Source organism: Rubrivivax rivuli, assembly GCF_004016505.1.
In the GTDB taxonomy this organism is placed as follows: domain Bacteria; phylum Pseudomonadota; class Gammaproteobacteria; order Burkholderiales; family Burkholderiaceae_C; genus Rubrivivax; species Rubrivivax rivuli.
The window spans coordinates 265,205-290,102 of sequence record NZ_SACR01000003.1 but is presented as its reverse complement, the minus strand read 5'-3'; the positions used below and the strand labels follow the sequence as shown (position 1 = coordinate 290,102).

General features: G+C 70.8%; 24 protein-coding genes. 10 read left to right on the top strand and 14 right to left on the bottom strand.

Going from position 1 to position 24,898, the window contains the following annotated elements; translation table 11 throughout:
- Positions 1-11 precede the first annotated feature (11 nt).
- The 3 genes from EOE66_RS09890 to EOE66_RS09880 form a co-directional block, all read right to left on the bottom strand.
- Positions 12-1,196 carry an acyl-CoA dehydrogenase family protein gene (locus EOE66_RS09890; protein ID WP_128228529.1) on the bottom strand — a complete coding sequence of 395 codons (1,185 nt, stop codon included), beginning with the start codon at positions 1,194-1,196 and terminating at the stop codon, positions 12-14.
- 117 nt (positions 1,197-1,313) lie between these two features.
- Entirely contained in the window at positions 1,314-1,985 is a 672-nt protein-coding gene (locus EOE66_RS09885; protein WP_245478984.1) for a retropepsin-like aspartic protease family protein, read from the bottom strand.
- Entirely contained in the window at positions 1,952-2,455 is a 504-nt protein-coding gene (locus EOE66_RS09880; protein ID WP_128228528.1) for a YajQ family cyclic di-GMP-binding protein, read from the bottom strand. The genes EOE66_RS09885 and EOE66_RS09880 overlap by 34 nt, the downstream gene beginning before the upstream one ends.
- A 79-nt stretch (positions 2,456-2,534) precedes the next feature.
- Here EOE66_RS09880 and murB point away from each other — a divergent pair, with 79 nt between their 5' ends.
- Complete coding sequence (murB, locus tag EOE66_RS09875; RefSeq protein WP_245478983.1) at positions 2,535-3,599, top strand: UDP-N-acetylmuramate dehydrogenase; 1,065 nt, start codon at positions 2,535-2,537, stop codon at positions 3,597-3,599.
- Positions 3,600-3,621: 22 nt separating this feature from the next.
- Here murB and EOE66_RS09870 read toward each other — a convergent pair whose 3' ends face one another.
- The 3 genes from EOE66_RS09870 to EOE66_RS09860 form a co-directional block, all read right to left on the bottom strand.
- The gene (locus EOE66_RS09870) at positions 3,622-4,338 is read right to left on the bottom strand and encodes a VC0807 family protein (RefSeq protein ID WP_128228526.1); all 717 of its coding nucleotides are present in this window, start codon (positions 4,336-4,338) and stop codon (positions 3,622-3,624) included.
- Positions 4,339-4,431: 93 nt separating this feature from the next.
- Complete coding sequence (locus EOE66_RS09865; RefSeq protein ID WP_128228525.1) at positions 4,432-5,640, bottom strand: tetratricopeptide repeat protein; 1,209 nt, start codon at positions 5,638-5,640, stop codon at positions 4,432-4,434.
- A gap of 106 nt (positions 5,641-5,746) precedes the next feature.
- The gene (locus tag EOE66_RS09860) at positions 5,747-5,974 is read right to left on the bottom strand and encodes a hypothetical protein (RefSeq protein ID WP_128228524.1); all 228 of its coding nucleotides are present in this window, start codon (positions 5,972-5,974) and stop codon (positions 5,747-5,749) included.
- A gap of 164 nt (positions 5,975-6,138) precedes the next feature.
- On the opposite strand from EOE66_RS09860, the gene EOE66_RS09855 reads away from it, so the two are divergent.
- From EOE66_RS09855 to EOE66_RS09845, 3 genes are read left to right on the top strand one after another with little or no spacing between them, the layout of a single operon-like run.
- On the top strand, positions 6,139-6,894 hold the full coding sequence (locus EOE66_RS09855; RefSeq protein WP_128228523.1) for a 2OG-Fe dioxygenase family protein: 756 nt from the start codon (positions 6,139-6,141) through the stop codon (positions 6,892-6,894).
- Positions 6,895-6,902: 8 nt separating this feature from the next.
- A complete protein-coding gene (locus EOE66_RS09850; protein ID WP_128228522.1) occupies positions 6,903-7,907 on the top strand; it encodes a threo-3-hydroxy-L-aspartate ammonia-lyase in 1,005 nt (334 codons plus the stop codon).
- 60 nt (positions 7,908-7,967) lie between these two features.
- Entirely contained in the window at positions 7,968-9,470 is a 1,503-nt protein-coding gene (locus EOE66_RS09845) for a S10 family peptidase (protein ID WP_128228521.1), read from the top strand.
- Between the two features lie 7 nt (positions 9,471-9,477).
- Here EOE66_RS09845 and EOE66_RS09840 read toward each other — a convergent pair whose 3' ends face one another.
- Genes EOE66_RS09840 through EOE66_RS09830 form a run of 3 tightly spaced genes read right to left on the bottom strand, consistent with a single transcriptional unit; the run spans position 9,478 to position 11,444 of the window.
- Entirely contained in the window at positions 9,478-9,978 is a 501-nt protein-coding gene (locus EOE66_RS09840; protein ID WP_128228520.1) for a cupin domain-containing protein, read from the bottom strand.
- Positions 9,975-10,733: an SDR family NAD(P)-dependent oxidoreductase gene (locus EOE66_RS09835; RefSeq protein ID WP_128228519.1), complete on the bottom strand. Its 759-nt coding sequence runs from the start codon at positions 10,731-10,733 to the stop codon at positions 9,975-9,977. Before EOE66_RS09835 ends, EOE66_RS09840 begins: the two co-directional genes overlap by 4 nt.
- A 24-nt stretch (positions 10,734-10,757) precedes the next feature.
- On the bottom strand, positions 10,758-11,444 hold the full coding sequence (locus EOE66_RS09830) for an RluA family pseudouridine synthase (protein ID WP_128228518.1): 687 nt from the start codon (positions 11,442-11,444) through the stop codon (positions 10,758-10,760).
- A gap of 79 nt (positions 11,445-11,523) precedes the next feature.
- Here EOE66_RS09830 and EOE66_RS09825 point away from each other — a divergent pair, with 79 nt between their 5' ends.
- Together EOE66_RS09825 and rsgA are read left to right on the top strand one after the other, a co-directional pair.
- Positions 11,524-12,147, top strand: a complete 624-nt coding sequence (locus EOE66_RS09825; protein ID WP_128228517.1) for a peptidylprolyl isomerase — start codon at positions 11,524-11,526, stop codon at positions 12,145-12,147.
- 345 nt (positions 12,148-12,492) lie between these two features.
- Positions 12,493-13,590 (top strand): ribosome small subunit-dependent GTPase A, encoded by a 1,098-nt coding sequence (gene rsgA / locus EOE66_RS09820; RefSeq protein WP_128228516.1) that lies wholly within the window; start codon positions 12,493-12,495, stop codon positions 13,588-13,590.
- 96 nt (positions 13,591-13,686) lie between these two features.
- On the opposite strand, the gene EOE66_RS09815 is transcribed toward rsgA, so the two are convergent.
- A complete protein-coding gene (locus EOE66_RS09815) occupies positions 13,687-14,937 on the bottom strand; it encodes an MFS transporter (protein WP_245478982.1) in 1,251 nt (416 codons plus the stop codon).
- A gap of 120 nt (positions 14,938-15,057) precedes the next feature.
- Between EOE66_RS09815 and EOE66_RS22365 the strand changes: the two genes are divergently transcribed.
- Together EOE66_RS22365 and EOE66_RS09805 are read left to right on the top strand one after the other, a co-directional pair.
- Positions 15,058-16,881: a serine/threonine protein kinase gene (locus tag EOE66_RS22365; RefSeq protein ID WP_310733104.1), complete on the top strand. Its 1,824-nt coding sequence runs from the start codon at positions 15,058-15,060 to the stop codon at positions 16,879-16,881.
- A 159-nt stretch (positions 16,882-17,040) separates the two neighbouring features.
- Positions 17,041-18,756 (top strand): long-chain fatty acid--CoA ligase, encoded by a 1,716-nt coding sequence (locus EOE66_RS09805; RefSeq protein ID WP_128228515.1) that lies wholly within the window; start codon positions 17,041-17,043, stop codon positions 18,754-18,756.
- A 16-nt stretch (positions 18,757-18,772) separates the two neighbouring features.
- Here the strand turns inward: EOE66_RS09805 and EOE66_RS09800 are convergent, their stop codons facing one another.
- Complete coding sequence (locus EOE66_RS09800) at positions 18,773-19,279, bottom strand: 3'-5' exonuclease (RefSeq protein ID WP_245478981.1); 507 nt, start codon at positions 19,277-19,279, stop codon at positions 18,773-18,775.
- Between the two features lie 53 nt (positions 19,280-19,332).
- Here EOE66_RS09800 and EOE66_RS21780 point away from each other — a divergent pair, with 53 nt between their 5' ends.
- Positions 19,333-19,659: an ATPase with chaperone activity gene (locus tag EOE66_RS21780; protein WP_164885063.1), complete on the top strand. Its 327-nt coding sequence runs from the start codon at positions 19,333-19,335 to the stop codon at positions 19,657-19,659.
- A gap of 10 nt (positions 19,660-19,669) precedes the next feature.
- On the opposite strand, the gene EOE66_RS09790 is transcribed toward EOE66_RS21780, so the two are convergent.
- Together EOE66_RS09790 and EOE66_RS09785 are read right to left on the bottom strand one after the other, a co-directional pair.
- Positions 19,670-21,337 (bottom strand): acyl CoA:acetate/3-ketoacid CoA transferase, encoded by a 1,668-nt coding sequence (locus tag EOE66_RS09790; RefSeq protein WP_128228513.1) that lies wholly within the window; start codon positions 21,335-21,337, stop codon positions 19,670-19,672.
- On the bottom strand, positions 21,334-21,780 hold the full coding sequence (locus tag EOE66_RS09785; RefSeq protein ID WP_128228512.1) for a hypothetical protein: 447 nt from the start codon (positions 21,778-21,780) through the stop codon (positions 21,334-21,336). The genes EOE66_RS09790 and EOE66_RS09785 overlap by 4 nt, the downstream gene beginning before the upstream one ends.
- Positions 21,781-21,951: 171 nt before the next feature.
- On the opposite strand from EOE66_RS09785, the gene egtD reads away from it, so the two are divergent.
- A complete protein-coding gene (egtD, locus tag EOE66_RS09780; protein WP_245478980.1) occupies positions 21,952-22,884 on the top strand; it encodes an L-histidine N(alpha)-methyltransferase in 933 nt (310 codons plus the stop codon).
- 36 nt (positions 22,885-22,920) lie between these two features.
- Here egtD and EOE66_RS09775 read toward each other — a convergent pair whose 3' ends face one another.
- Complete coding sequence (locus EOE66_RS09775) at positions 22,921-24,618, bottom strand: Ig-like domain-containing protein (protein WP_128228510.1); 1,698 nt, start codon at positions 24,616-24,618, stop codon at positions 22,921-22,923.
- Positions 24,619-24,898: the final 280 nt, after the last annotated feature.

Below are 24,898 nucleotides of genomic sequence, written 5' to 3'. Positions count from 1 at the left end.
TTCTGGTCTCCTCAGCTGCCGAGCACGGTTTGCGCCACGATGTTGCGCTGCACTTCGTTGCTGCCGCCGTAGATAGTCGTCTTGCGCATGTTGAAGAAGGTGCTGGCCAGCGGCAGGATGTCGCCGGGCACGGCGACCTGATCGCCTTGCCAGCCGGCTTCCATGGCCTCGAAGATGTAGGCCCGGCTCAGCGGGCCGGCGGCCAGCATCATCAGTTCGGCATAGCGCTGCTGGATCTCGCTGCCGCGGATCTTCAGGAGGCCCGCCACGTCCAGGCTCTGCTTGCCGCTCTTCTCGGCGCTCAGCACGCGCAGCACCATCATCTCCAGCGCCACCACGTCCACTTCCAGCAGCGCGATCTGGTCGCGGAAGCGGGCGTCGTCGTAGACGCCCTCGGCCTTGGCCACGCGCTTCAGGCGCTCGAGTTCGCGCTTGGCGCGGTTCACGTCGGCGATGTTGGTGCGCTCGTGGCTGAGCAGGTGCTTGGCGTAGGTCCAGCCCTTGTTCTCTTCGCCGATCAGGTTGTCGGTCGGCACCTCGACGTTGTCGAACCAGACTTCGTTGACCTCGGGCTCGCCGTCCATCAGCACGATGGGGCGCACGGTGATGCCGGGACTCTTCATGTCGATCAGCAGGAAGCTGATGCCGGTCTGTGGCTTGCCCTCGTTGCTGGTGCGCACCAGGCAGAAGATCCACTCACCGTACTGGCCCAGCGTCGTCCAGGTCTTCTGGCCGTTGACGATGTACTTGTCGCCCCGGCGTTCGGCCTTGCACTTCAGCGAGGCCAGATCGCTGCCCGAACCCGGCTCGCTGTAACCCTGGCTCCACCACACCTCGCCGCTGGCAATGCCCGGCAGGAAGCGTTTCTGCTGCTCGGCGTTGCCGAAGGCCATGATGACGGGCGCCACCATCACCGGGCCGAAAGGGATGACGCGCGGAGCGCAGGCCAGCGCAAGTTCTTCCTCGAACAGGTGCTTCTGGATGGCGTTCCAGCCCGGGCCGCCGAATTCCTTGGGCCAGCCCCAGCCCAGCCAGCTCTTCTTGCCCAGGATCTTGGCCCAGCGCTGGTGGTCTTCGCGGCTCAGGCGCAGCGAGTGCCGCACCTTGTGGGCGATGTCGGCCGGCAGGTTCTCGGCCACCCAGGCACGGATCTCGTGCCGGAAGGCGAGTTCGTCGGGGGTGAAGTTCAGGTCCATGGGCAAGGCACTCCGGGGTTCACGACGCTCTTCAGGCGAAGAACGGACGGTTTTAGCACGACCGTTCGAAAAGCTCTTGTCGCTGGCGAGACAAGCCCCGCTGACGCGGGCGGGCGTTCAGCGCAGTTCGAGCCGCATCACGTCGGCCTCGCGCTTCATGCTCATGCGCGAAAGGAAGCTGTTGCCCAGCAGCACCATGGGCATCGCCTGGGGCACCACGGCCGCGCCCACATTGGACAGCTCCACCTCGCCCACCCGCACCGTGTTCAGCGTCACCAGCCACACCGGCACCGGGCCGTTGGCGGTCTGCGTGGTGCCACGGCGTGCGTTCGAGAGGTCGAGGCCCAGGCGCTCGGCATCGTCCTTGCCCAGGCTCACCAGCGTGGCGCCGGTGTCGACCATGAAGCGCACCTGCTTGCCGTTGATGCTGCCGGCGGCGGTGAAGTGGCCGCCCGAGCCGGCGGTGAGCACGATCTCGCGCGCAGCGCTGCGCGGCGGCGCCACGCCCAGCAGCACCGGCGTCTCGCCCACGCGCATCGGGTAGCTGCGGCCGGCGCGTTCCACCTGGGCCACGTCGCCTTCCCAGCGCAGCAGCTTCACGCCGGCCACGGTCTGGCCCACGGCCACGGTGTAGGGCTGGCCGTCCACCACCAGCAGGGCCTTCTCGCCCATGCGGCCGGACAACACCACCAGCTGCGCCTGCGCCACGCCGGCCACGGCCAGCAGCAGCGCGGCCGCGGCGGTGCGCAGCGCCGTCATTCCCTGAAGTTGTTGAAGGACAGCGGCCATTCGTTCAGCTCCTTGCGCAGCAGCGCGATGGCTTCCTGCAGGGTGTCGCGCTTGGCCCCGGTGACGCGCAGCGCGTCGCCCTGAAAGGCCGCCTGCACCTTCAGCTTGCTGGCCTTCAGCGCGGCCTGCATCTTCTTGGCCGTTTCGGCGTCGACGCCGCTCTTCACGGGCACGCTGAGCTTGAGCTTGTCGTGGCTCATCTTCTGCGGCGTGGCGCTGAAGTCGAGCAGGCGGATGTCGACATTGCGCTTGCTCAGCTTGGTGATGAGCACATCCTTCACCTGGCCGAGCTGGAAATCGCTGTCGGCCCACAGCGTGAGTTCGCGGGTCTTGGGTGTGGGGGAAGTCAGGTCCACCTGCGCGCTGCTGCCCTTGAAATCGAAGCGGTTGGCAATCTCCTTCTGCGCCTGTTCCACGGCGTTGCGGAGTTCCACGAGATCGGGTTCGATGACGGCGTCGAAGCTGGGCATGAGAGCGGTTCGGGGGCTGTGGGAACGGGGGGCGCTGCAGGGCCGCAGGCAGCGCAGGAATATGCACGAAAATTGTGGCATGACCCTCCCCCCGGCGCCCGCGGCGCAACCCTCGCTCGACGTGCAAACGCGTGCCAGCCTGCGCGAACACAACACCTTCGGCCTGCCGGCCGTGGCCCGCACGCTGGTGCGCATCAAGACCGAGGCCGACGTGCGCCGCGTGGTGGATCACCCCGAGTACGGCGTGGCGCGCAAGTTCGTGCTGGGCGGCGGCAGCAACGTGGTGCTGACGCACGACCTGGAAGACGTGGTGCTGAAGGTCGAGATCGCCGGCAGACGCCTGGTGGACGAAACCCCCGAGGCCTGGATCGTCGAGGCCGGCGCGGGCGAAAGCTGGCACGGCGTGGTGGCCTGGACGCTGCAGCAAGGTTGGCCGGGGCTCGAGAACCTGGCACTCATCCCGGGCAGCACCGGCGCCGCCCCGGTGCAGAACATCGGGGCCTACGGCGTGGAGCTGAAAGACCGCTTCCACAGCCTGGACGCCATCGACCTCGTCACCGGCCGCAGCGTCACGCTGGGGCCGGCCGAATGCCGCTTCGGCTACCGCGACAGCGTCTTCAAGCACACCGGCTTCGGCGGGCTGGCGGGCAAGAGCGTCATCACGCGCGTGCGCTTCCGCCTGCCCAAGCCCTGGCAGCCGCTGCTGGGCTACCTGGATCTCGAGCGCAAGATGGCCGAGACCGGCAACCACGCGCCTGACGCGAACACGGTCTTCGACTGGGTCTGCGCCATCCGCCGCGCCAAGCTGCCCGACCCGGCCGTCATCGGCAACGCCGGCAGCTTCTTCAAGAACCCGGTGGTCACCGAAGAGCAGTGCCGCGACATCATCGGCCGCGACCCCGAGATCGTGCACTACCCCATGCCCGACGGCACGGTGAAGCTCGCGGCCGGCTGGCTGATCGACGCCTGCGGCTGGAAGGGCAAGACGGTCGGCCGTGCCGGCGTCTACGAGAAGCAGGCCCTGGTGCTCGTGAACCGCGGCGGCGCCAGCGGCGCCGAGGTGGTGACGCTGGCGCGCGCCATCCAGGAGAGCGTCTACGGTCGCTTCGGCATCCGGCTGGAGCCGGAACCCATCATCGTCTGAAGACGCAGCGCGCCTGGCGAACTCAGGCCGACGGTTTGCCGGCGGGCGCGCCGCCTTGCAGCATGTCGCCCAGGTCCAGCCCCGTCAGCGCCTTGGCGCCACGCGCCAGCCAGAACATCAGGCCCATCATCATCAGCATGCTCGGAATGGCGATGACGGGGTAGCTCAGCAGCGTGAGCTTGCCCAGTTGCTCGTTGAAGGCCTCGGTGCCGGCCGGCGCACTCACCACCAGGCGCGCCAGCACATAGTTGGCCAGCGCCGAGAAGAAGAAGGTGCCGGCCAGCAGGAAGGTGCCGGTGCGCAGACGCAGTTCGAAGGGCACCACATTGCCGCGCGCAGCCAGCGCCGCGTTGACCTTGGGCAGGTCGAAGAGGTCGGCATTGAAGACCAGCACGCGGATCAGCGGCGACTTCGTGAAGTTCGAGGCCAGCACGGCCACGCCGATCAGCCCCGGCACCAGCGCTTCTTTCACGGCCAGCCATTGCGCGTCGAGCTTCAGCAGGCCGATGCCGCCGGTGAGCAAGGTGCTCACCACCCCCAGCACACTGAACCAGTTGAGCTTGCGCCGGCGCAGGCCGTCCCACAGGCCCCAGCCCACCGGAAAGGCCAGGGCCAGCAGCAGCGCACCCAGGGTGCCCAGGCGCTCGGGACTGCTCAGCTTCATCAGGATGAAGGCCGGCAGCAACACGGTGATGCCGATCTCCAGCAGGGGGTTCGGCTTCTTGTCTCGGTTCGTCATGGGGCGCCAGCGTAACCGCTGCGCCTGACGGCCCCTTGGCGGCGCCGTGAAGACCGCACATCGCCGGGCCGCTTGGCAACCCGGACCCGCGGGCTACAGGGCCTGCCTCTTCAAGGCCGCCAGCTTCGCGCTGTAGCGGGCGCCCAGCGTCGGGTTGCCGCTGTGCTCGATGGCGCGGCGCAGGTGTTCTTCCGCCGAGGCCGGGTCGCCCAGCAGCGCATCGGCCACGCCGGCCCAGTAGTGGGCTTCGTGCTGGAAGGGCTGACGCCGCAGTTCACGTTCGAAGTGCGAGCGCGCCTGGCGCAGATCGCCCTTCTGCAGGGCCGCGACGCCGAGGTCGAGGAAATGGAAGGGCGGGTGGCGTTGCAGCATCGCCAGGCGCCGCCGGTAGGGTGCCGCCTCGGCCTGGCGCCCGGCGGCCGCGAGGGTGGCGATGAGGTTGGAGACGGCGGGCACATCATCGGGCGCGCGGGCCAGCACGCTTTGCAGCGCCTGTTCGGCCGCAGCGTGGTGGCCGCTGCGCAGGTAGATCACGGCCAGGGTGTTGACGGCACCCAGGTAGCTGGGGTCTTGCAGCACGGCGGCACGCGCCCATGCATAGGCCTCGGCAGGCCGGCCCGCTGCCAGTTGCTCGGCGGCCCGGTTGTTCAGGAACATCGCCAGCACACGGGCTTCGGAGATGGGCTCGATCCGGGCCCCGCGCAGTTCCTCGGGCGTCACGAAGTCGACCGTCAGGTCTTCGCCAGCGGTGCTGCGGCCGGGGCCATCGGTGGGCAAGGCCGTCAGCACGATGTTCACGTGGCCGCTGGCAAAGGTCAGGCTGTTGGCGCGGCTGTAGTTCGGTCGCACATGCACCTGCTGGTAGCGCACCGGCAGACCCAGGTGCTTGGCAAAGGCGGCCGTCATCACCACGAGCGAGAGGCAGTGCCCGGCCCGCTTGTCGAAGGCCTCGGCCGCGTTGCGCGTGTCGCCATCGTCGTAGTCGAGCTTGAGCCGCCCCTGTTCACGCAGGGCGGCCAGCAGGGCTTGGCGGCGGTCGGGCGCGTTGTCCAGGCCGGACAGTTCGGTGCTGAGGTACTGCCGCATGGCCGGGCTCATGGCGAGCACGCCCGACACGTCGACGGCAGCCGGCGCCCCGGGGTAGAGGCTGTCCTGCAGCAGCGCAGCCGCAGGCGTTGCGGCCGGCGGGGCGACGGCGCACCCCACCAGGCCGCTGGCGGCCAAGACCAGCGGCAGGGCCACCCGGCCCCACAGGCGACCCCATGCGGGGCGTGGCAGGCTGCGGTTCAGGGCAGGATGCATGGCAAACCTCCGGACGAAGCGCTTCGCCGGTTCATCCTACGCCGCGCGCAGGCCTGGCCAACAGGGCGGCAAACCCGGACCCGCCCCAATGGGCAGGCTTCGCCGGTCAGCCGGGCTGCGACCCCAGGAGAAAGACACGCAGCCGCGCGGCAGCGGCGCGCAGCGGGGCATGGGGCAAGGCCGCCGCGGTGTCCAGCGTCTGCCGGGCATACTCGGGGTCGCTTTGCAGGCGTTCGACGTGAAGGTCGATGCCATGGCCACGCAGCAGCCACTTGAGCTCGATGATCTCCACCAGGCAACTGGGCGCGGTGGTCGGGGGCAGGGTGGGGCGCATGGTCAGCAGGCACCATAACGCGGCCAGCCCTCGTCTTGCTGACAGCCGATTGGAGGCACGACTCCAATCGCAGGCGCCCGGTTGGGGTAGGCGGCGGCCCGCCGCAGACCCCTCCCGAGACCCTGGCCGCACCCCCGTTGGTACTTCCTCGGCCCTGATTCCGCATGCACCCACCGCCCCCTCTCACCGCGCTGGACGATCTGCCCGCCCAGCTGGCCACCGCCGGCTGGGCCGTGCTGGACGCCCCCGCGCTGGCACGCCTTTGCGGCGCTGCGCTTCCCGCCTGGCAGGCCTGGCAGCCCCTGTGGCCGGCCTTGCCGCCCGACCCCCACCTGCGTGATGGCGGCCGCTACCGCAAGCGACGACACGGCTGCTTCCGTGTCAGCGCCCGCAGCCTGCAAGCCGAGCCGCACCGCGCGCATTGGCAACCCGTGGAGTACAACGCCCTGCACGGGGGCTACGAGCGCTGGTTCGAGCCCTTGCCGGCCGCCCTGCAGCAAGACCCGGCCTGGGCGCAACTGCTCCAGGGCCTGGCCGGCGTGGCCGATGCCCTGCGCGGGGCAGGCCCGGGCCCGGAAAACTGGTTTGTCGAGGCCCACCCTTTCCGCATCGACACCGAAGGCGGCATCGGCCGCCCCACGCCCGAGGGCGCGCACCGCGACGGGGTCGACCTCGTCGCGGTGCTGATCATCGACCGCCACAACGTCAAGGGCGGCGAGACCCGCGTCTTCGATGCGCGCGGCCCGCAGGGCGTGCGCTTCACGCTGCGCGAGCCCTTCAGCGTGCTGCTGCTCGACGACGAGCGCGTGATCCACGAAACCACACCCATCCAGCCCGTCGATGCCAGCCAGCCGGCCTGGCGCGACACCCTCGTGCTCACCTACCGCCGCGGCGGCTTCCAAGGCCCGGCCGCGGCCTGATCCGAACCATGACGACCGACAACACCGCTGCGCTCGCCATCAACGCCGCCGACGTCGAAGCCGCCGCCGCGCGGCTGCAGGGCGTGGCCCACCGCACGCCCGTGATCACCTCGCGCACGGTCGACGAGGCCACCGGCGCCCAGGTCTTCTTCAAGGCCGAGAACCTGCAGCGCATGGGAGCCTTTAAGTTCCGCGGTGCCTACAACGCGCTGGCGCAGTTCACGCCGCAGCAGCGGCAGGCCGGCGTCATCGCCTTCAGTTCGGGCAACCACGCGCAGGCCATCGCGTTGTCGGCGCGGCTGCTCGGCATGCCCTCGGTCATCGTGATGCCCCAAGACTCGCCCGCGGCCAAGCTCGCCGCCACGCGCGGCTACCAGGTGGGCCAGCAGGCGAGCGAGGTGGTGCTCTACGACCGTTACACCGAAGACCGCGAGGCCATCGGCCGAAAGCTGGCGCAAGAGCGCGGCATGACGCTGATCCCGCCCTACGACCACCCGCACGTGATGGCTGGGCAGGGCACGGCCGCGTGGGAACTGCTGCAGGAAACCGGTCCGCTCGACGTGCTGCTCGTCTGCGTGGGCGGCGGCGGCCTCATCAGCGGCTGCGCCGTCGCCGCGCACCACCTGAGCCCGGGTATCGAGGTCATCGGTGTCGAGCCCGAGGCCGGCAACGACACGCAGCAGAGCCTGGCCCAGGGCCGCATCGTGCACATCGACACCCCCAAGACCATCGCCGATGGCGCGCAGACGCAGCACAGCGGCACGTTGACCTTCCCCGTCATCCAGCGTTTGGTGAACCGCATCGAAACGGTGAACGATGCGCAACTCGTCGAGACGATGCGATTCTTCGCCGAACGCCTGAAGCTGGTGCTGGAACCCACCGGCGTGCTGGGCGCTGCCGCGCTGATGCACGGCGTGGTGCAGGCGCATGGCCGACGCGTGGGCGTCATCCTCAGCGGCGGCAACGTCGACATCGCGCGCTATGGCGCCTTGCTGGCCGGCACGGGCGCCTGAGACGCGCGGCTGGCCTATCCTCCTCTTCCACGTCCACCCCTCCAACCGACACCTCCGACCATGGCCGACGCGACCCCCGCCACCCCAGCCACCCCCGACGACGACGCCAAGCGCCTGAGAGCCCTGGTCGACAAGCTGCTGGCGCGCCCCGCAGCGGAAAGCACGGCGCAGATCACCCTCGGCGGGCGCGTGCTCGATTACCGCGTCAGCGCCGCCTTCATGCCCGTGCTGCCCGGGGGCCTGGCCGGCGCGGCCGGCGAGCCCGAGGGCGCTGTGATGACCACCGCCTACCTGCTGCAAGACGCCGACACGAAGACGCGGCCGGTGTGTTTCGCCTTCAACGGTGGCCCGGGCTCGGCCAGCATCTGGCTGCAGTTCGGCGCACTGGGCCCGAAACGCGTGGTGGTGCCCGATGACGGCAGCATGCCGCTGCCCCCCTACGCGGTGGAAGACAACCCGCACAGCTGGTTCGAGCACTTCGACCTCGTCTTCATCGACCCGCCGCACACCGGCTGGTCCTTGAGCGCCAGCGAGAAGGCGCGCAAGAAGCACCTGTCGGTGGACGGCGACATCGAGGCGCTGACGGAAGTGATGCGCGGCTGGCTCACGCGCCACCAGCGCTGGAGCTCGCCGCTCTTCCTGGCCGGCGAGAGCTACGGCACCACGCGCGGCGCCGGCCTGGCCGACAAGATGCAGAGCCTGGGCGCAGTGCTCAGCGGCGTGATCCTGGTCTCTTGTGCGATGGACCTGCAGAGCATCGCGTTCGCGCCGGCCAACGACCTGCCCTACAGCCTGTTCCTGCCGGCCTTTGCCAACGTCTCGCAGTACCACGGGCTGCTGAGCGGCCCGCAGGCCGCCAGCCCCGAAGCCGCACGCGCCGCCGCCGAGGCCTTCGTGCAGGACGACTACGTCAGCGCCCTGCAGGCTGGCGCCCGCCTGAGCGACAAGCGCCGCAGCGCCGTGGCGCGCCGCGTGGCCGAGCTCACCGGCCTGCCGCGCACGCTGGTGGAAGAACAGAACCTGCGCATCAGCGACCGCTGCTACTTCACCGAGGCCTTGCGTGCGCGCGGCCAAGTGGTCGGCCGGCTGGAGGCGCGCGGCACCGGCCCGGCGGCGGCCAGCCGCGCCAGCGAGATGGAGTTCGACCCCGGCATCGAGGCCATCGCCGGCCCCTACACGATGGCCGCGCTGGCCTACTACCGCGGCACGCTGGCCATCGACCTGGAGCACCGCTACAACGTGCTCAGCTACGAGGTCAACGGTGGCTGGCAGTGGGCGCGCGGCGAGGGCGGCGGCCGTGGCAGCATGGGCTTCTGCAGCACCAGCCCCGACCTGGCCCGCGCGCTGCGCCGCAACCCGCACCTGAAGGTGCTGGCCGCCAGCGGCCGCTACGACCTTGGCACACCCTACAGCGCCAGCGACTGGAGTCTGGCGCAGCTGAACGTGCCGGCCAGCGTGCTCGCCCGCGTGACCCACCGCTACTACGACGCCGGCCACATGATGTACACGCGCCAGGCCGATCTGCGCCAGCTCAAGACCGACCTGGCGGCCTGGCTGGCTTGACGCTGCGCTACAGCAGGCGCTGCAGGTCCGGAAGCGTGCCCGGCGGCTGGTTCTGCAAGGCGGCGCGGAAAGCCGCATCTTCGCGGCCGAAGCTGAAATCGGCGAACTCGAACCCCGGCCCCACGGTGGCGCCGACGTAGGCCCCGCCACCCAGCGGCTCTGCCGCCTGCCACCAGCCGGCCGGCACGACATGACGCGGGCGCTGTACGGCCGCCACGGGACCGAGATCGACGTGGGTGAAGGCCGAAAGGTCGGGCGGCGCCAGCCACAAGCGCAGACCCTGGCCTTCGAGCAGGTGCCACACCTCGTCGGAGGCCACGCGGTGCCAGGCCGAGCACTGGCCGGGCTGCAGAAGGAAATCGATGGTGGTCAGCGCGATGCGGCCCTCGCGTCCGTCGGCTGGCCGCACGGGCAGCGCGGAGCGGAAGACTTCGCCGTAGTGGCCGCCTTCGGGGTGCGGCTGCAGGCCCAGCGTGGCGATCAGTTCGGCGCAGCGTTCGGGGCTCATGGCAGCTCCCGCACGTCGCTGACGGGCTGATCGCCGTAGTCGGCCCGGTCCAGTGCGCGCAGCAGTTTGGCAGCCGCCTCGGGCGGGCTGTCCAGGTGGCCGCCGTCCTTCAAGCCGCGGAAGCGAACCACCTCCGGGAACACGGCAGGATCGGCGCTGCGCAAGCGCAACTGCATGTCGGTGTCGATGACGCCCGGCGCCAGTGACACAACCCGGGCGCCGTTGGGCACCTGCGCTTCTTCCAAGGCCAGCGCCCGCGCGAGGTGGTCCATGCCCGCCTTGGCAGCGCCATAGGTCGCGCTGCCGGCGATCGCACGCCGACCGACGCCCGACGACACCAGCATCAGCTTGCGCGGGCAGGCCCAAGCCGCGGTGGCGCGCAGGAAGGCCGCGCTCAGCAGCAAGGGTGCTTCGAGGCCCACGCGCAGGGCGTGCTGCAAGTCGTGGATGTCGCTGCCTGACAGAGGCGCCGGCGCAGACACGACGCCTGCGTTGTTGATGAGGCTCACCGCGCTGATCTGCGCCGCGTCCTGCGCCCGCAGCCACGCCCCAAGGCGCTCGGCCACCGCGGCCGGCTCGGCCAGATCGGCCTGCCAGGCGATCAGCTCGGCGCCGGGGGGCAAGGGATGCGCAGGCAGGGTGGTGGGGCCGCGCGAAATGGCGAGCACACGCTCGCCGCGCGCCAGCAGTTGGTCCACCACGGCGCGGCCGAGGCCGCGGGAACTGCCAGTGACGATGCTCAGGGCTGAAGGCATGGCTAGGGTCGGAAGGTGAAGGGTTCAGAAAGGTGCCGGGCTGGCGAAGTGCAGGGTCAGACCGGTGGCCGGATGGGCGAAGCTGATCTCGGCGGCGTGCAGCAGCAGGCGCTCGGCGCGCAGCGGCAGCGGCGCGTAGAGCTCGTCGCCGCGGATGGGGTGGCCGATGTGCTGCAGGTGCACGCGCAGCTGGTGCGAGCGGCCGGTGACCGGCTTGAGCGAGACGCGCGTCGTCTCTGCCGTGCGTGCCATCACCTGCCAGTAGGTCAACGATGGTTTGCCGTTCTCGGCATCGACCTTCTGTCGCGGCCGGTTCGGCCAGTCGGCCATCAGGGGCGCGGCGATGCGGCCTTCTTCGGCTTCGATCAAGCCTTCCACCACGGCCTCGTAACGTTTGCCCACTGCGCGCTGCTCGAAAGCGGCACCGAGCCTGCGCTGCGCCTCCAGGCCGCGCGCCAGCAGCATCAGGCCCGAGGTGCCCATGTCCAGCCGGTGCACCACCAGCGCATCGGGCCACATCGCCTGCAGATGGCTGGCCAGGTTCACGCGGCCGGCTTCACCGCGGCCGGGCACCGAGAGCAGCCCGGCCGGCTTCTCGGCCACGATGAGCTGCGCGTCGACATGCAGCACGCGCACGCCCTCGGCGCTGGTGGCGGGGGCCGGGCGCGTGGGGTCGGGCAGGGCGGCTGCGGATGGAGACACGGTGCACATGCAGGCAGCATATCGGGCGCCGGCGCTCACCCCAGGGCCGGCGCGCCCCCACACAACACCGCCACAGGAAAACCTGCCCATGCAACGCCGCACCCTGCTCAGCCTGTCCGCCTGGCCTCTGGCCGCGGGCTGTGCTTCGTCTTCGACGCCCGGCACCGAGCCGGGCACGGTGCTCACGCAGGTCGACACCGCGCTGGGCAGCTTCACCATCGCCGTGAACCCGGCGCGTGCGCCCATCACGGTGGCGAACTACCTCGCGCATGTCGACGCTGCGCTGCTCGATGGCGGCAGCGTCTACCGCATCGTGCGGCCCGAGAACCAAGGCCCCGAGACGCGCCACAAGATCGAGGTGGTGCAGTGGGGCATGAACCTGGGCAGCGAGCGCAAGCCACCGCGCCCGCCCATCGCGCACGAGACCACCGCGATGACGGGCCTGCGCCACCTCGACGGCACGGTGTCGATGGCACGGCTCGCTCCAGGCAGTGCCACGGCCGAGTACTTCATCTGCATCGGCGCGCAGCCCGAGCTCGATTTCGGCGGCCGCCGCAACCCCGACGGGCAGGGCTTCGCGGCCTTCGGGCAGGTGGTGGCCGGGCGTGAGGTGGTGCAGGCGCTCTACGCGCGCGGCGTGGCCGACACGCAATACCCCAAGCCTCCCATCGCGGTGTTGCGCGTGCGCCGCGCTGCGGCAGTGCGGGGTTGACGGTGATGGCCCACGAGGCGCACATTCGCGGCCTCGCGGTGCCCGCCGCCACAACCTTCAGGAGGCTGCCATGGTGAAGCTTGATCACACCCCCCGGTCGCTCCTGCAGGTCTGCGCACGCCACACCGGCTGAACGCGCATGCCTGGGGCTCGTCAGAGCCTCAGCCCGGATCGTTCTGATCCACCCCTGCTCCCCTGCCTGAGGCGCGCCGCGCCTCACCGTGGTCTTGCGCCCACGGCCTGCAGCCAGCGACCCCACCGACCCTCGCGGCCCCATGCCCGCCTTGCGTTTGCGCGCAGGCGGCCCGGGCCAGGTTCTCTCTTGCACGGGACGCACTGCAAGCCATGTTCGATCTCTCCGATCTCGGCCGCCTTCGCGGCATCGGTCTCTCACCGGCCTTGATGGCCGCCTTCATCCAGGAACTTCAACAGACGGCGCTGCCTTGCGCCGAACCCGCGCTGCTGCGCGTGACGGAGGTGCAGCGCGAGGGCCTCACGCTGCACGACGGCGTGCAGCCGCTGCCCGCGCGGCTGCTGCCGGCCGTGCGCCTGCAACTCGGTGCCGAAGGCGATGCCATCGCCTGCGGCGACTGGGTGCTGGCCGAGCGCAACGCCTTGGGCGAATGGTGGGTGGCGCACCGCCTGCATCCGGTGAACCAGCTCGCGCGGCGCCTGCACGACGGGCGCGACAAGGTGGAGCGCGTGGTCATCGTCAGCAACGTCGACACGGCGCTGCTGGTGATGGGCCTGGACCTCGACTACAGCCCGCGCCGGCTGGAACGCTACCTGGCGCTGGTGCGCATGGCCGGCGTGGCGCCGGTGGTGGTGCTGACAAAGAAGGACCTGTGCCCTGCCGCCGAAGAACGCCTGCTCGAAGTGCAGGCGCTGCTGCCACCAGGGGCGGTGGCCGTGGCCGTCAACGCGCTGGGCGAAGAGCCCCGGCAGGCCTTGGCCCCCTGGCTGCAGCCGGGCCAGACGCTCGTGCTGCTGGGCAGCAGCGGTGCCGGCAAGAGCACGCTGACCAACGCGCTGCTGGCCGCGCCCGTGCAGGACACCGGCGCCAACCGGGCCGGCGACAACCGCGGCCGCCACACCACCACGGTGCGCTCGCTGCACGCCACCGCCGAGGGCGCCTGCATCATCGACACGCCGGGCCTGCGCACGCTGCGCCTGGATGGCGATGCGCAGGCCCTGGGTGCGGTGTTCGAAGACATCGCACGGCTGGCGCCGCTGTGCCGCTTCCGCGATTGCAGGCACGAAGCCGAGCCCGGCTGTGCCGTGCGAGAGGGCGTGGAAGCCCAGCGCCTGCGCAACTTCCACAAGCTCGAACGCGAGGCCCGGCGCGACACGCTCACGGCGCTGGAACGCCGCGCGCAGATGCAGACCTGGAAACAGCGCAGCCGCGCGGCCAAGCTGCGCATGGGCGACAAGCGCGGAGGCTGACGCCCTTGCAAGGACCGCGCTCTCTTCTCGCACTGCCGCTCGCCGTGCCCGGGCTGCCAGGCCCGCTGTGCCGTGGCCGTGGTGCCTTCTGCAACATCAGGCCCGTGCCCGACCTCCGGGTTCCGCCGTGCCGGCCTGCACCAGGGCGTCGCGCTGCGCGAGCGCCGGGAAGAGCCGCAGCCAGAGCGCCGCCACCACCAGCGTGCCCACGCCGCCCAGCAGCACCGAGCCCACCGGGCCCATCAGCGCCGCGGTGGCACCCGACTCGAACTCGCCCAGCTGGTTCGAAGCGCCGATGAACACCGAGTTCACGGCGCTCACACGGCCGCGCATCTCGTCGGGCGTCTCCAGCTGCACCAGGGTCTGGCGGATGACGACGCTGACCATGTCGGCCGCGCCGCTGACGGCCAGCGCCGCCATCGACAGCATGAAGCTCGTCGACAGCCCGAACACCAGCATCGCCAGGCCGAACACGGCCACGGCAGCCAGCAGCGTGTGGCCGGTGCGCCGCCGCACCGGCCAGCGCGTGAGGGCCAGCGACATCGCCAGCGCTCCCACGGCCGGCGCGCTGCGCAGCAGGCCCAGGCCCCAGGGACCGACGTGCAGGATGTCCTTCGCGAAGATGGGCAGCAGCGCGGTGGCCCCGCCGAAGAGCACCGCGAAGAGGTCCAGCGAAATGGCGCCCAGCACCACCTTGTGGTGCCAGACATGGCGCACCCCGGCCAGCAGCGTGTGCCAGGTGGCGGGTTCCGAAGACGCGGCGCTGTGGGCGTAGCGCAGCCACAGGCACAGCGCTGCGGCCACGGCAAAGAGGCCGGTGCACACGAAGTAGGTGACGCCCGCGCCCAGGGCGTAGAGCAGGCCCCCGAGGGCCGGCGCGCCGATCACTGCCCCTTGCAGGCCCACCGAACTGAAGGCCAGCGCGCGGGGCAGCACCTCGCGCGGCACGAGCAGCGGCGTCAGCGCCTGCTGCGTGGGCATCTGGAAAGCACGCACCGCGCCCAGAACGATGGAGACGGCCAAGAGCGCCTCGCGCGTGGCCACGCCCTGCGCGCTGGCGCCGGCCAGGGCCAGCGCGCACAGCGCCTGCACCGCCATGCAGGTGGCCAGCAGGCGGCCGCGGTGCAGGCGGTCGATCAGGTGCCCGGCCGGCAGCGTGAGCAGCAGCGACGGCGCGAACTGCAGCAGCCCCACCAGGCCCAGGTCCCAGGCCGAGTTGGTGAGGTCGTACATCTGCCAGGCCACGGCCACCATCAGCATCTGGCTGGCCGAGACACCCGCCACGCGGGCGAACCACAGCTTCATGTACGCCGGATAGGCCCACAGGCTCGCGGTTTCGGGCTTCATGCCGGGCCGCGCCGCGCTGCAAGGCCGCCGCAACTCCTCAGCCCTGGGGGTGTTCGGTGTGGCGGACATGCGAACCGGGGAGCGTGGCTCGGGGTCCAGCACTGATAATGGTCTTGTTTCATGTCCACACAAATGCAGCGCATCGCCAGCGACAACCCCAGCGCCTTGCCCCCGGGCACACGCCTGGGTGAGTTCGAACTGCTCAGCCTGCTGGGCGTGGGCGGCTTCGGCATTGTCTACCTGGCCTTCGACCACGCGCTGGAGCGCGAGGTGGCGGTCAAGGAGTACATGCCGGCCTCGCTGGCAGGCCGCACCGAGACCATGCACGTCTCGCTGCGTTCGCAGAGCGACGCGGAGACCTTCGCGCTGGGACTCAAGAGCTTCGTCAACGAGGCCAAGATGCTGGCCCGCTTCGACCACCCCTCGCTGCTCAAGGTGCACCGCTTCTGGGAGGCCAATGGCACGGCCTACATGGCCATGCCGGTGATGCGCGGGCGCACGCTGAAGGAAGTGCGCGCCCAGTTGGGCGTGGCGCCCGACGAAGCCTGGCTGCGCGCGCTGCTCACGCCGCTGCTCGGCGCCATCGAGCGCCTGCACAGCGAAGGCGTCTACCACCGCGACATCGCGCCCGACAACATCCAGATCGACAGCGAAGGGCGCCCGGTGCTGCTGGATTTCGGCGCGGCGCGGCGCGTCATCAACGACAAGAGCCAGACGCTCACCGCCATCCTGAAGCCGGCCTACGCGCCCATCGAGCAGTACGCCGAGGCCGGCAGCGTGAAGCAGGGCCCGTGGACCGACCTCTACGCCCTGGGCGCCACGCTGCACTACCTGCTGCTGAACCGCCCGCCACCGCCGGCCACCACGCGCGCCGTGCATGACGAAGCCTCGGCCCTGAGCACCGAGGCCTGCCCGGGCTGCAGCGAGAACTTCCTGCGCACCATCGACTGGATGCTGGCACCGCGCCCGGCCGATCGGCCCCAGAACGTGGCCGCGCTGCGCGAGGTGCTGGAAGGGCACCAGGCGCCGCCCCTGCGCCGTGCCGACACGCCCAGCCCTTCGCAATGGGACCGCACCGTGCTGGCCAGCCCGGCGCCGATGCCGTCGGCGCCGGCACCGGCGGCGCTGCCCGACCCTGAAGCGACGCGCGTCATGCCAGCGGCCCCGGCGCCCGGCCGCTTGACCAGCACCGACTTCGACCTGCCCCTGGATGTGCCGCCGGTGGTGCCGTCGCCACCTGCGCTGCACATCGCAGCACCGCCGGTTTCGGCCGCGCTGGCCCAGCAGCCCGCGACGCCGGCCCGCCGTTCCTGGCTGCCCCTGGGGCTGGGCGTGGGGGTGGTCGCCGTGGCAGGGCTGGCCTTCGCGCTGTGGCCACGCGGAGGTGCCGTGCCTGGGGTGGATGCCGCCGCTTCGGCGGCCCTGGCGGCCTCCGCATCTGCCATGGCGCCGGGGCTGCCCGGTACGGGAGCGTCTGCGCCCGCGGTGGCCGTGCCGGAATCGAAGGTCACCACGGTGGTCGTGCCGGAGACCGCCCCCCGGGCTGCGACCAACGCGCCTGTCGCAACGACGGCCCGCCCTGGTACTGAAAAGCCCACGCCGCCCGGCGCCGCCGAGGCCGCCAAGGCCGCGCAGCGCGCCACGGCAACGCCTGCCCCGGCGGCCGCCATGCCGGCAGCGCCGCCCCCGGTGGTGGCAGCCCCGCCCGCCCCGGTGGTTGTTGCACCCGCGCCCACGGTGACCCCCGCCGCCGCGCCCGTGGTGGCGCCGGCCGCTTCGCAGGCCACCAAGCCGGCAGTGGCCACCGGGCCCGAGGCCATCTGCGAAGGCCGCAATCCGGTCATGTACTTCGTGTGCATGGAGCGCGAGTGCCTGCGCTCGCGGTTCAGCGAGCATGCCGACTGCCAGAAGTGGCGCAAGGAAGCTCGGCGCGAAGTGAACTGAGCCCGAGGCACGGCCGATGCCCCGCGGGTGTGGGGCTGCGCGGTGGCCCGTCTCCGACGTGACAAGCTCTGCGGGAATAGCAGGATTGCAGCGCACGGGCCCCGCCGGCACGCTCGTTGGTCTCAGACGGAGACCATCTTGTCGCTTGCCCCTGTCCCTGTGAGCCCGCCCGCGGCCACCGACCCCCGCCCCCACGCCGCCGCCTGGCCGGCCCGCTTGCCGCACGAACTGGTGGTGCCCGAGACCACGCTGTGGTTCAACCTCGAAGTCAGCGCAAGGCGCTACCCGAAGAAGCCGGTGTGCATCTACCTCGGCTGCGAACTCAGCTACGGTGACCTGCACCGGCAGGCCGAGGCGCTGGCCGGCTGGCTGCAGGCGCAGGGCGTGCAGCGCGGCGACCGCGTGCTCGTGTACATGCAGAACTGTCCCCAGTACCTCGTGGCCTTCTATGCGGTGCAGCGGGCCGACGCGGTGGTGGTGCCGGTGAACCCGATGAACCGTGCCGACGAGTTCGGCCACTACATCACCGACTCCGGCGCCCAGCTTGCCATCACCACCGCAGATCTTGCCGCCACGGTGGCCGACGCCAACGCCCGCCTGCCCGCGCCACGGCAACTGCAGCACCTGCTGGTGACGCGTTTCGCCGATGCCATGCCCGCCACGCTGGCGCCCGAAGACACCCCGCCGCCGGCCATGCTGGCCTGGTTGACGGGCGAACACGCGCTGCCAGCCGGGCCGCTTTCGGCCACGCGCTGGACCGATGCCTTGACCGCCGGCCACCGCCCGGGGCCCGCGGTGGCTGAACCCGATGACATGGCCTTGCTGCCCTACACCAGCGGCACCACCGGCCTGCCCAAAGGCTGCATGCACACCCACCGCACGTTGATGCCCAACGCCGTGGGCGGCGGCCTCTGGAGCCACGCCAGCGCCGAGACCACCAGCCTGGCCGTGGTGCCGATGTTCCACATCACCGGCATGATGTACGGCGTGCTGGGCAGCGTGTACCTGGGCAGCACGGTGGTGATCCTGCCGCGCTGGGACCGCGAACTCGCCGGCCGCACCATCAGCCGTTACCGGGTGACGCACTGGACCTGCATCCCGACGATGATCATCGATCTCTTCGGCAGCCCGAACTACCAGAGCTTCGACCTCAGCAGCCTGCGCTACCTCAGCGGCGGCGGCGCGGCCATGCCGCAAGCCGTGGCCGAGCGGCTGCAGAAGGAGTTCGGCCTGACCTTCGCCGAAGGCTACGGCCTCACCGAAACCGCCGCGCCCAGCCACGGCAACCCGCCCGAGCGCGCCAAGCTGCAATGCCTGGGCATCCCCATCTACGGTGTGGACAGCCGCATCATCGACCCCGAAACCCTGCAGGAACTGCCACCCAACGAGGTGGGCGAGATCGTCACGCACGGGCCGATGGTGTTCAAGGGCTATTGGGGCCACCCCGGCGCGACGCAGGCCGCCTTCATCGAGATCGACGGCAAGCGCTTCTTCCGAACCGGCGACCTCGGCCGGCGCGATGAAGAGGGCTACTTCTTCATCACCGACCGCCTCAAACGCATGATCAACGCCAGCGGCTTCAAGGTCTGGCCGAGCGAAGTGGAACTGCTGCTCTTCAAGTGCCCCTGGGTGCAGGAAGCCTGCGTGATCGCCACGCGCGACGCCTACCGCGGCGAAAGCGTGAAGGCCGTGGTGGTGCTGCGCGCCGAGGCCAAGGGAAAGGTGAGCGAGCAGCAGGTCATCGACTGGGCGCGCGAGCACATGGCCGTCTACAAAGCGCCCAAGGTGGTGGCCTTCGCCGACAGCCTGCCCAAGAGCGGTGCGGGCAAGGTGATGTGGCGCCTGCTGCAGGAGCAGGAAGCCGCCGCGGCCTGAGGCCTGCGGCAGGCGTTCAGTGCGCGAGGGTGCGGCCGATCACCGCGCCGAGTGCCCGCTGCAACGCGCGGGCGTCGTTGCTGGCGCGGTGGCGTTGCAGGCCCAGCTCGGCCACGGCCTGGCGGCGTGCGGCGTCGAGCAGGTTCAGGTGCGCCTCGTCCAGCAGCGCCCCTACCGATTCGAGCTTGAACTGGGCGCGCAGACCGGCTTCCTCGAAGAGCGCGGCGAGCCAGGTGTAGTCGTGCGCCCAGCCGTCGCAGTAGACGGTGAGACCGGCCAGGTCGCGGTTCAAGGCCTCGGCCACATCGCGCGCGCTGCGGCCGTGGGCGCACAGCGTGCTGCGCGTGATGCCGTGCACCTGTTCGGCGCTGGCGTCCCAGTGCGTCCAGCCTTCGGCCGGGCGCACCAGCATGCAGGCGGCGCGGCCGTCGGGCAGCACGTAGCCCACCTCGATGGGGTAGCTGGCCCGCCCGAAGCCCGAGGCTTCGATGTCGAGCACGCAGGGCAGGGCAGGTGCAGGCACGGCAGCGGGCATGGCCTGACACTAGCAAGCCCTGCGCCCGCGACAATCCAGGGATGTCCGAAGAGAACCAGTTCACGGTGCCGCCGTCCTTCATCGCTCTGTTCGTGCCGCCGGGGCGCAGCAAGCCCACCGAAACGCGCACGCACATCGCCCAGCGCTACGAACTCTGCGAAGACCTGGCGCAGATGCTCACCGAGCAGGCGAACACGAAGAAGTGGGAACTCGGCGTGACCGAGGCCGACGTGCTGGAGCGCATGGAACGCGGCCTTCAGGCCGAAGGCTCGGTGGTGGCCGGGCCCGAGGCCCGCTGGGTGGTGCGGCGCCTGGCCGAATTGCTGGAGTGGCCGGACCCGGGCCCGGCGCCTGTGCCTTTGGCCTGAGCCCGCCGGCTCAAAGCTTCAACGGCGCGCTGCTGAAGATGCGTGCGTCCATCTCGCGCAGGTCTGCCGCCACGGCCACCGAGGCGCCGCAGACATTGAGCACGTCGCGCTGCAGGTCCAGCCCAGGGGCGATCTCGATCAGCGTGAGCCGCGGCGCGCCCCCTGGCGCAGCCTGCGGGTCGGCGCGCATCTCGAAGACCGCACGCTCGGTGATGTAGCGCACCCGCTGCCCGCGCGCTGCCATGTACGCCGCGTTGTAGCTCAGGTGCGCCACCGCCGGCACCAGCTTCTGCAGCCGGCCTTCCTGCACGATGCGCAAGCGCCCGCCCTCGGCCTGCACCTGCAAGCCGCCGGCCGTGAGCGTGCCCACGAAGACCAGCGCCTTGGCCCCCTGCGTGATGTTGATGAAGCCACCAACGCCGGCGATCAGCGCCTGCTCGCCGCTGCCGAAGCGGCTGACGTTGACGTTGCCCGCAGCGTCGAGTTCGGCCATGCCGAGCACGGCCAGGTCGATGCCGCCACCGTCGTAGAAATCGAACTGCGCCGGCTGGTCGACCACCGCCTCGGGCCAGGCGCTGGCGCCGAAGCTCAGGCCGTCGGCCGGCGTGCCGCCAATGGGGCCGGCCTCCACGCTGAGCGTGTAGCCGCCCACGCCCGCGGCCTGCGCCATCGCACCCACGGCCGCCGGCATGCCCACGCCCAGGTTCACCACGCGGTGCGCGCCGGTGCCGCCTGCGGCCAGTTCCAGCACGGCGCGGCGTTGCACCAGCGTGCGGGCGTCCAGTGGCGCTTCGGGCGCGGGGGCGGCGGCCGGCGCCACGTCGCCGCGCCACGGGTGCAGGTAGGCCTCGTTCTCCTGCTCGCCGAAGGTGATGCGGTGCAGTTCGGGGTCGGTGTTGTGCACCACCACGTCCACCAAGTGGCCGGGCACGCGGATGGGTGCCAGCGCTGCGTGGTGGGCCACCCGCTCGCGCACCTGGGCGATGACGAGGCCGCCGCTGTTGCGCGTGGCCTGCGCCAGCGCGAGCAGCTCGTGGTGGAAGGCCTCGCCGTGCGCGCTGAGGTTGCCGCGCTCGTCGGCCGCGGTGGCACGCAGCACGGCGCAGTGGATGGGGAAGGCCGGGTAGAAAAGGAAGTCTTCGCCGCGCAGCGTCACGGCTTCCACCCAGTGCCGGCCGCCCTGCGCCACGGGCAGGGCTTGCGCCGCCAGCGCACGCTGGTTCAAGGCCCCGCCCTGGTAGCGGCCATCGAGCGCACCGCGCGGGTCGACGAAGGTGTGCAGGCCCACGCGGCTCAGCAACCCGGGCTGGCCGGCGGCGATGGCGCGGTACAGGTGCGTGATCACGCCCTGCGGCAGATTCCAGGCCGCGCAGCCTTCGGTCAGCGCCAGGGCTGAAAGGCGCGTGGCCGAGCGCCAGTGCCCGCCGCACACGGCCTGCACCATGCCGGGGTTGCCGAAGTGGTTCACGCCGCGACGGCCGCGGTCGCCCTGGCCGGCGCTGTAGACGAGCGTCAGGTCGCGCGGCAGGCCGGTGGCCAGGAAACGGCGCTCCAGCGCTTCGGTCACGGCCTCGGCATGGCCGGCGCCCACGAAACCGGCGCTGGCCACCGTCCAGCCCGGCTGCACCAGGGCGGCGGCCTCGTCGGCGCTCAGCCAGCGCGGGCCGGGCGCCTTCATTCGATGCGGTGGCCGCGCGCGCGCAGCAGCAGCAGGCAGACAATGAAGCCCACGGCCGCCGAGAAGAAGAAGAGGCCCGTGCCCCAGCGCTGTGCCGGCACGGCCAGGCCGCCACTGGCCATCACGAACACCGTGCCCGTGACGACACCGAAGGCGGCCAGCAGCTGCAGCGGGCGCACGGTGTGCACGAAGCGGTTGTAGGTGCCCGGCGTGAAGCGCGCGTCGACGGGCTTGCGGATCTGCTGCATGTCCAGCGGGTGCCCGCGCATCCACAAGGGCGCCGTCGCGAAGAAAAAGGCCGGCAGCGCCAGCGTGACGTAGCCCTGCAGGTTGAGCTGGAAGGCCCCGGTGGGCGGCAGGCTGGCCAGCGATTGGCCCAGGCGAGCCGCCAGCAGGAGCAGGCCGGCCCAGAACAGAGTGGCGAAGATGCGGATGGGCGTCATGGGGCGCAGGGTGACGGTACGGGCCGCATTCTCGGGGCGCAGCGGGGCCGCGCGCCTCAGGGGATCAACGCATGTCCTTGGGCCGGCCCTTGTCACGCGCCCGGTGTATGGTGCGCCCGCCTTGTGCCCTCCATGCCCACGACCTTGCAGCCCCGCCTTCTCCAACGCCCCTTGACCAATGCGGCCGCACAGGCGGCCGAAGCCGCCGCCGGCCTGCGGGCGCACCCGGCCCGCGTTTCGCCCAAGTTCTTCTACGACACGCTGGGCTCGCGGCTCTTCGAGGCCATCACCGCGCTCGACGAGTACTACCCCACGCGCACCGAAGCGGCCATCCACCACGCCCACGGCGCGGCCATCGCGCAGGCCGCCTTGGCATTGACCGGGCCCGCGCCGGTGCTGGTGGACCTGGGTGCCGGCAGCTGTGCCAAGGCTGCGCGCCTGTTTCCGGCGCTGCAGCCGCGGCGCTACGTGGCCGTGGACATCGCGGTGGAGTATCTGCAAGACGCGTTGCAGGCCCTGCAGCGCCTGCACCCGCAGCTGGACATCGTGGGCCTGGGCGATGACTTTTCGGCGCGGCTGCAACTGCCGCCAGAACTGGTGGACGGCCCCGCCCTGGTGCTCTACCCGGGCTCCAGCATCGGCAACTTCGAGCCTGAGGCCGCCGCTGCCTTGCTCACCCAGGCACGCGAAGCCGCGGCGGGGGGTGCGTTGCTGATCGGGGTGGACCTGGTCAAGCCCGTGCCGCTGCTGGAAGCCGCCTACGACGATGCGCTCGGCCTCACGGCGGCCTTCAACCTGAACCTGCTGCGCCACCTGAACCGGCGGCTGGGCAGCGACTTCGAGCCGCGCCAGTGGCGCCACCTGGCCCGCTGGAACGCGGCCGCTTCTCGCGTGGAAATGCACCTGCAGGCCCGCGAGGCGCTGTGCGCGCGCTGGCCGGGCGGCGAGCGCGCCTTCGCAGCCGGCGAGACGCTGCACACCGAAAACGCCTGCAAGTGGACGCCCGAGGGCTTCGCCGCGCTGCTGCAGCGCGCCGGCTGGCGGCCGCAGCAGCACTGGACCGATGAGCAGGGCTGGTTCGCGGTCTTCCTGGCCGCGGCCTGAAGCCAGGGCCAGCAGGGCGGGCGAGGCGCTGCCACGTCACCAGTAGAACGCGGCATTCGGCACCGCAACCTCTGTCGTCACGACCCGTGGAAGGCCCGGATCCCTGAAGACCAGGCGCGTCTCCAGTCCGTGCCCCCCGATGACGAGCGTCTTGCCCCCGGGAAGCAGGATCGCCCGGTGACCCGCGCTCGCGACGGGCAGGTCGGCGACGCCCGTCGAGGTGCCGGTCGCCGGGTCGTACACCTGCACGGCACTCAGCGCTTTCCTGGCGAGGTCACTGGGCAGTCCTGGGCCGAAGTAGTACCAGGCCGCTCCGCCGGCAACCAGGACCCGCCCGTCCGGCAGCAGCGAGGCCGAGTGCTGAAACCGGGCTGCGGGCACCGAGGCCAGTGTCCATCGGTCAAGGCGCGGGTCGTACAACTCCGGCGGTGATGCCCAGTCCTGTTCGGTGGAGCGCAGCGCCATGTTCCAGGTGGGCCGCACACCGCCCACCACCAGCACCCGTCCGTCAGGCAGCAAGGTCGCCGTGTGTTGAGCGCGTTCGGCATGCATCGGAGATGTTCGCGACCAGGTATTCGTCGCTGGATCGTGGATCTCAGCACCGGCCTCGCTGGACCCGCCGACCACCAGCACGCGGCCGTCGGCAAGCCGGGTGGCGGTGTGCAGGGTTCGGGCCGTGGACATGTCGCCGGCCGGTGACCACAGGTTAGCAACAGGATCGAAGCTTTCCGCTGTCGCCAGAGCGGCGCCGGTTTGCCCCGAAAAGCTCCTTCCACCGACCACCAGAACGTGGCCGCTGGCCAAGAGGCTGGCCGTGTGGTCTCTGCGCGCCGTCAGCATGCTGGCAGCAGTCGACCAGGTGTTGGTTGTGGGGTTGAAGATCTCCACACCCGACAAGCCACCGCCGACGAAGAGCACACGGCCGTCGGCGAGCAGGGTGGCTGAGCAGCCGCTGCCAGGGTCGATTGGCAATGGCGCTGTGGCAGACCATCGGTTCGCAACGGGGTCGTAGATGTCACCATCGCGCCCCTTCAGCACGAGAACCCGCCCGTCCTGCAGCAAGACGGCCGCATCGGCAGAGTTGCCCCCAGCGGGATTGGGCGCAGGCGACCAAGCCTCGGCAACGATGGACAAAGGCGCCTGTGCGCTCACTGCACCCAGGCTGGCCCCGATCACCGTCACGCCAAGCGCGAGGCCGCTGACCTGCCCCGGCCTGGGCCCCCACTGCACCGCCGCGGATGGCGAGGACCAGGACACAAGCGCTGTCAGATCGGCGCGCGACCCATCCGCATACTGGCCCCAGGCAGCGATCTGCGTGGCAATGCCGACGCCTGCATAGACCGCCGCCGGCTCCACCATCAGCGACACGAGCGCGGGCGCCCGGACCTGCAAGGTCGTGCTGCCTGAGACCGACCCAGCATCGGCGCTGATCTGCGTGGTGCCCGCGCCCACGGATTGAACGAGCCCGGCGGCGGCATCGACGACGACCGCCACGCCGGGCACCGATGACTTCCAGCGCACGCTGTTCGTCAGGTCAACAACGCTCCCATCGCCGAAGCGGCCCACCGCGGTGAACTGCTGTTGCTGACCATAGGCAATGCTTGGCGATGCCGGCGTCACATCGATGGCCTGCAACTGCGGAGGCAGACGGATCTCGTCGGCGCCGCAGGCAACCAGCGCGCCGCAGATCAGGACGAAGCAGGCACGGAGCGTCATCAGGGTCCAGATTCGCATCGTTCGCCCCCAGGGTTCAGCAGCAGACCATCAGAGCAGAATGCCAGCACTTTTCGCCTCCAGATTGCGCTCGACTGTTGATCCGGCTCTAGGTTTGCGCTCGGGGCGCCATGGCACACGCGGTCGCGTGGCCTGAAAGGGGCCGTGAACTCGCCGGTTCGGCTTCGCCAAAAAACAGGGTCAGTGCAGCTGGCGCCACTTGCCCGATGGGAGTTGAGAGAATGCTGTCAGGGCGTGTGCTCCGAATGCTGCGCACACCCCCGTGCCAGCAAACCTAGAC

Bases quoted from the DNA above. Each gene is read 5' to 3' on its own strand.
- EOE66_RS09775 (WP_128228510.1), bottom strand. From the start codon at position 24,618: ATGCGAATCTGGACCCTGATGACGCTCCGTGCCTGCTTCGTCCTGATC.
- EOE66_RS09880 (WP_128228528.1), bottom strand. From the start codon at position 2,455: ATGCCCAGCTTCGACGCCGTCATCGAACCCGATCTCGTGGAACTCCGC.
- EOE66_RS09890 (WP_128228529.1), bottom strand. From the start codon at position 1,196: ATGGACCTGAACTTCACCCCCGACGAACTCGCCTTCCGGCACGAGATC.
- EOE66_RS09830 (WP_128228518.1), bottom strand. From the start codon at position 11,444: ATGTGCACCGTGTCTCCATCCGCAGCCGCCCTGCCCGACCCCACGCGC.
- EOE66_RS09855 (WP_128228523.1), top strand. From the start codon at position 6,139: ATGCACCCACCGCCCCCTCTCACCGCGCTGGACGATCTGCCCGCCCAG.
- EOE66_RS09815 (WP_245478982.1), bottom strand. From the start codon at position 14,937: ATGAAGCCCGAAACCGCGAGCCTGTGGGCCTATCCGGCGTACATGAAG.
- EOE66_RS09860 (WP_128228524.1), bottom strand. From the start codon at position 5,974: ATGCGCCCCACCCTGCCCCCGACCACCGCGCCCAGTTGCCTGGTGGAG.
- EOE66_RS09840 (WP_128228520.1), bottom strand. From the start codon at position 9,978: ATGAGCCCCGAACGCTGCGCCGAACTGATCGCCACGCTGGGCCTGCAG.
- EOE66_RS09885 (WP_245478984.1), bottom strand. From the start codon at position 1,985: ATGGCCGCTGTCCTTCAACAACTTCAGGGAATGACGGCGCTGCGCACC.
- EOE66_RS09845 (WP_128228521.1), top strand. From the start codon at position 7,968: ATGGCCGACGCGACCCCCGCCACCCCAGCCACCCCCGACGACGACGCC.
- EOE66_RS09790 (WP_128228513.1), bottom strand. From the start codon at position 21,337: ATGAAGGCGCCCGGCCCGCGCTGGCTGAGCGCCGACGAGGCCGCCGCC.
- EOE66_RS09870 (WP_128228526.1), bottom strand. From the start codon at position 4,338: ATGACGAACCGAGACAAGAAGCCGAACCCCCTGCTGGAGATCGGCATC.
- EOE66_RS09825 (WP_128228517.1), top strand. From the start codon at position 11,524: ATGCAACGCCGCACCCTGCTCAGCCTGTCCGCCTGGCCTCTGGCCGCG.
- EOE66_RS09785 (WP_128228512.1), bottom strand. From the start codon at position 21,780: ATGACGCCCATCCGCATCTTCGCCACTCTGTTCTGGGCCGGCCTGCTC.
- EOE66_RS09865 (WP_128228525.1), bottom strand. From the start codon at position 5,640: ATGCATCCTGCCCTGAACCGCAGCCTGCCACGCCCCGCATGGGGTCGC.
- EOE66_RS22365 (WP_310733104.1), top strand. From the start codon at position 15,058: ATGTCCACACAAATGCAGCGCATCGCCAGCGACAACCCCAGCGCCTTG.
- murB (WP_245478983.1), top strand. From the start codon at position 2,535: ATGACCCTCCCCCCGGCGCCCGCGGCGCAACCCTCGCTCGACGTGCAA.
- EOE66_RS09850 (WP_128228522.1), top strand. From the start codon at position 6,903: ATGACGACCGACAACACCGCTGCGCTCGCCATCAACGCCGCCGACGTC.
- rsgA (WP_128228516.1), top strand. From the start codon at position 12,493: ATGTTCGATCTCTCCGATCTCGGCCGCCTTCGCGGCATCGGTCTCTCA.
- EOE66_RS21780 (WP_164885063.1), top strand. From the start codon at position 19,333: ATGTCCGAAGAGAACCAGTTCACGGTGCCGCCGTCCTTCATCGCTCTG.
- EOE66_RS09835 (WP_128228519.1), bottom strand. From the start codon at position 10,733: ATGCCTTCAGCCCTGAGCATCGTCACTGGCAGTTCCCGCGGCCTCGGC.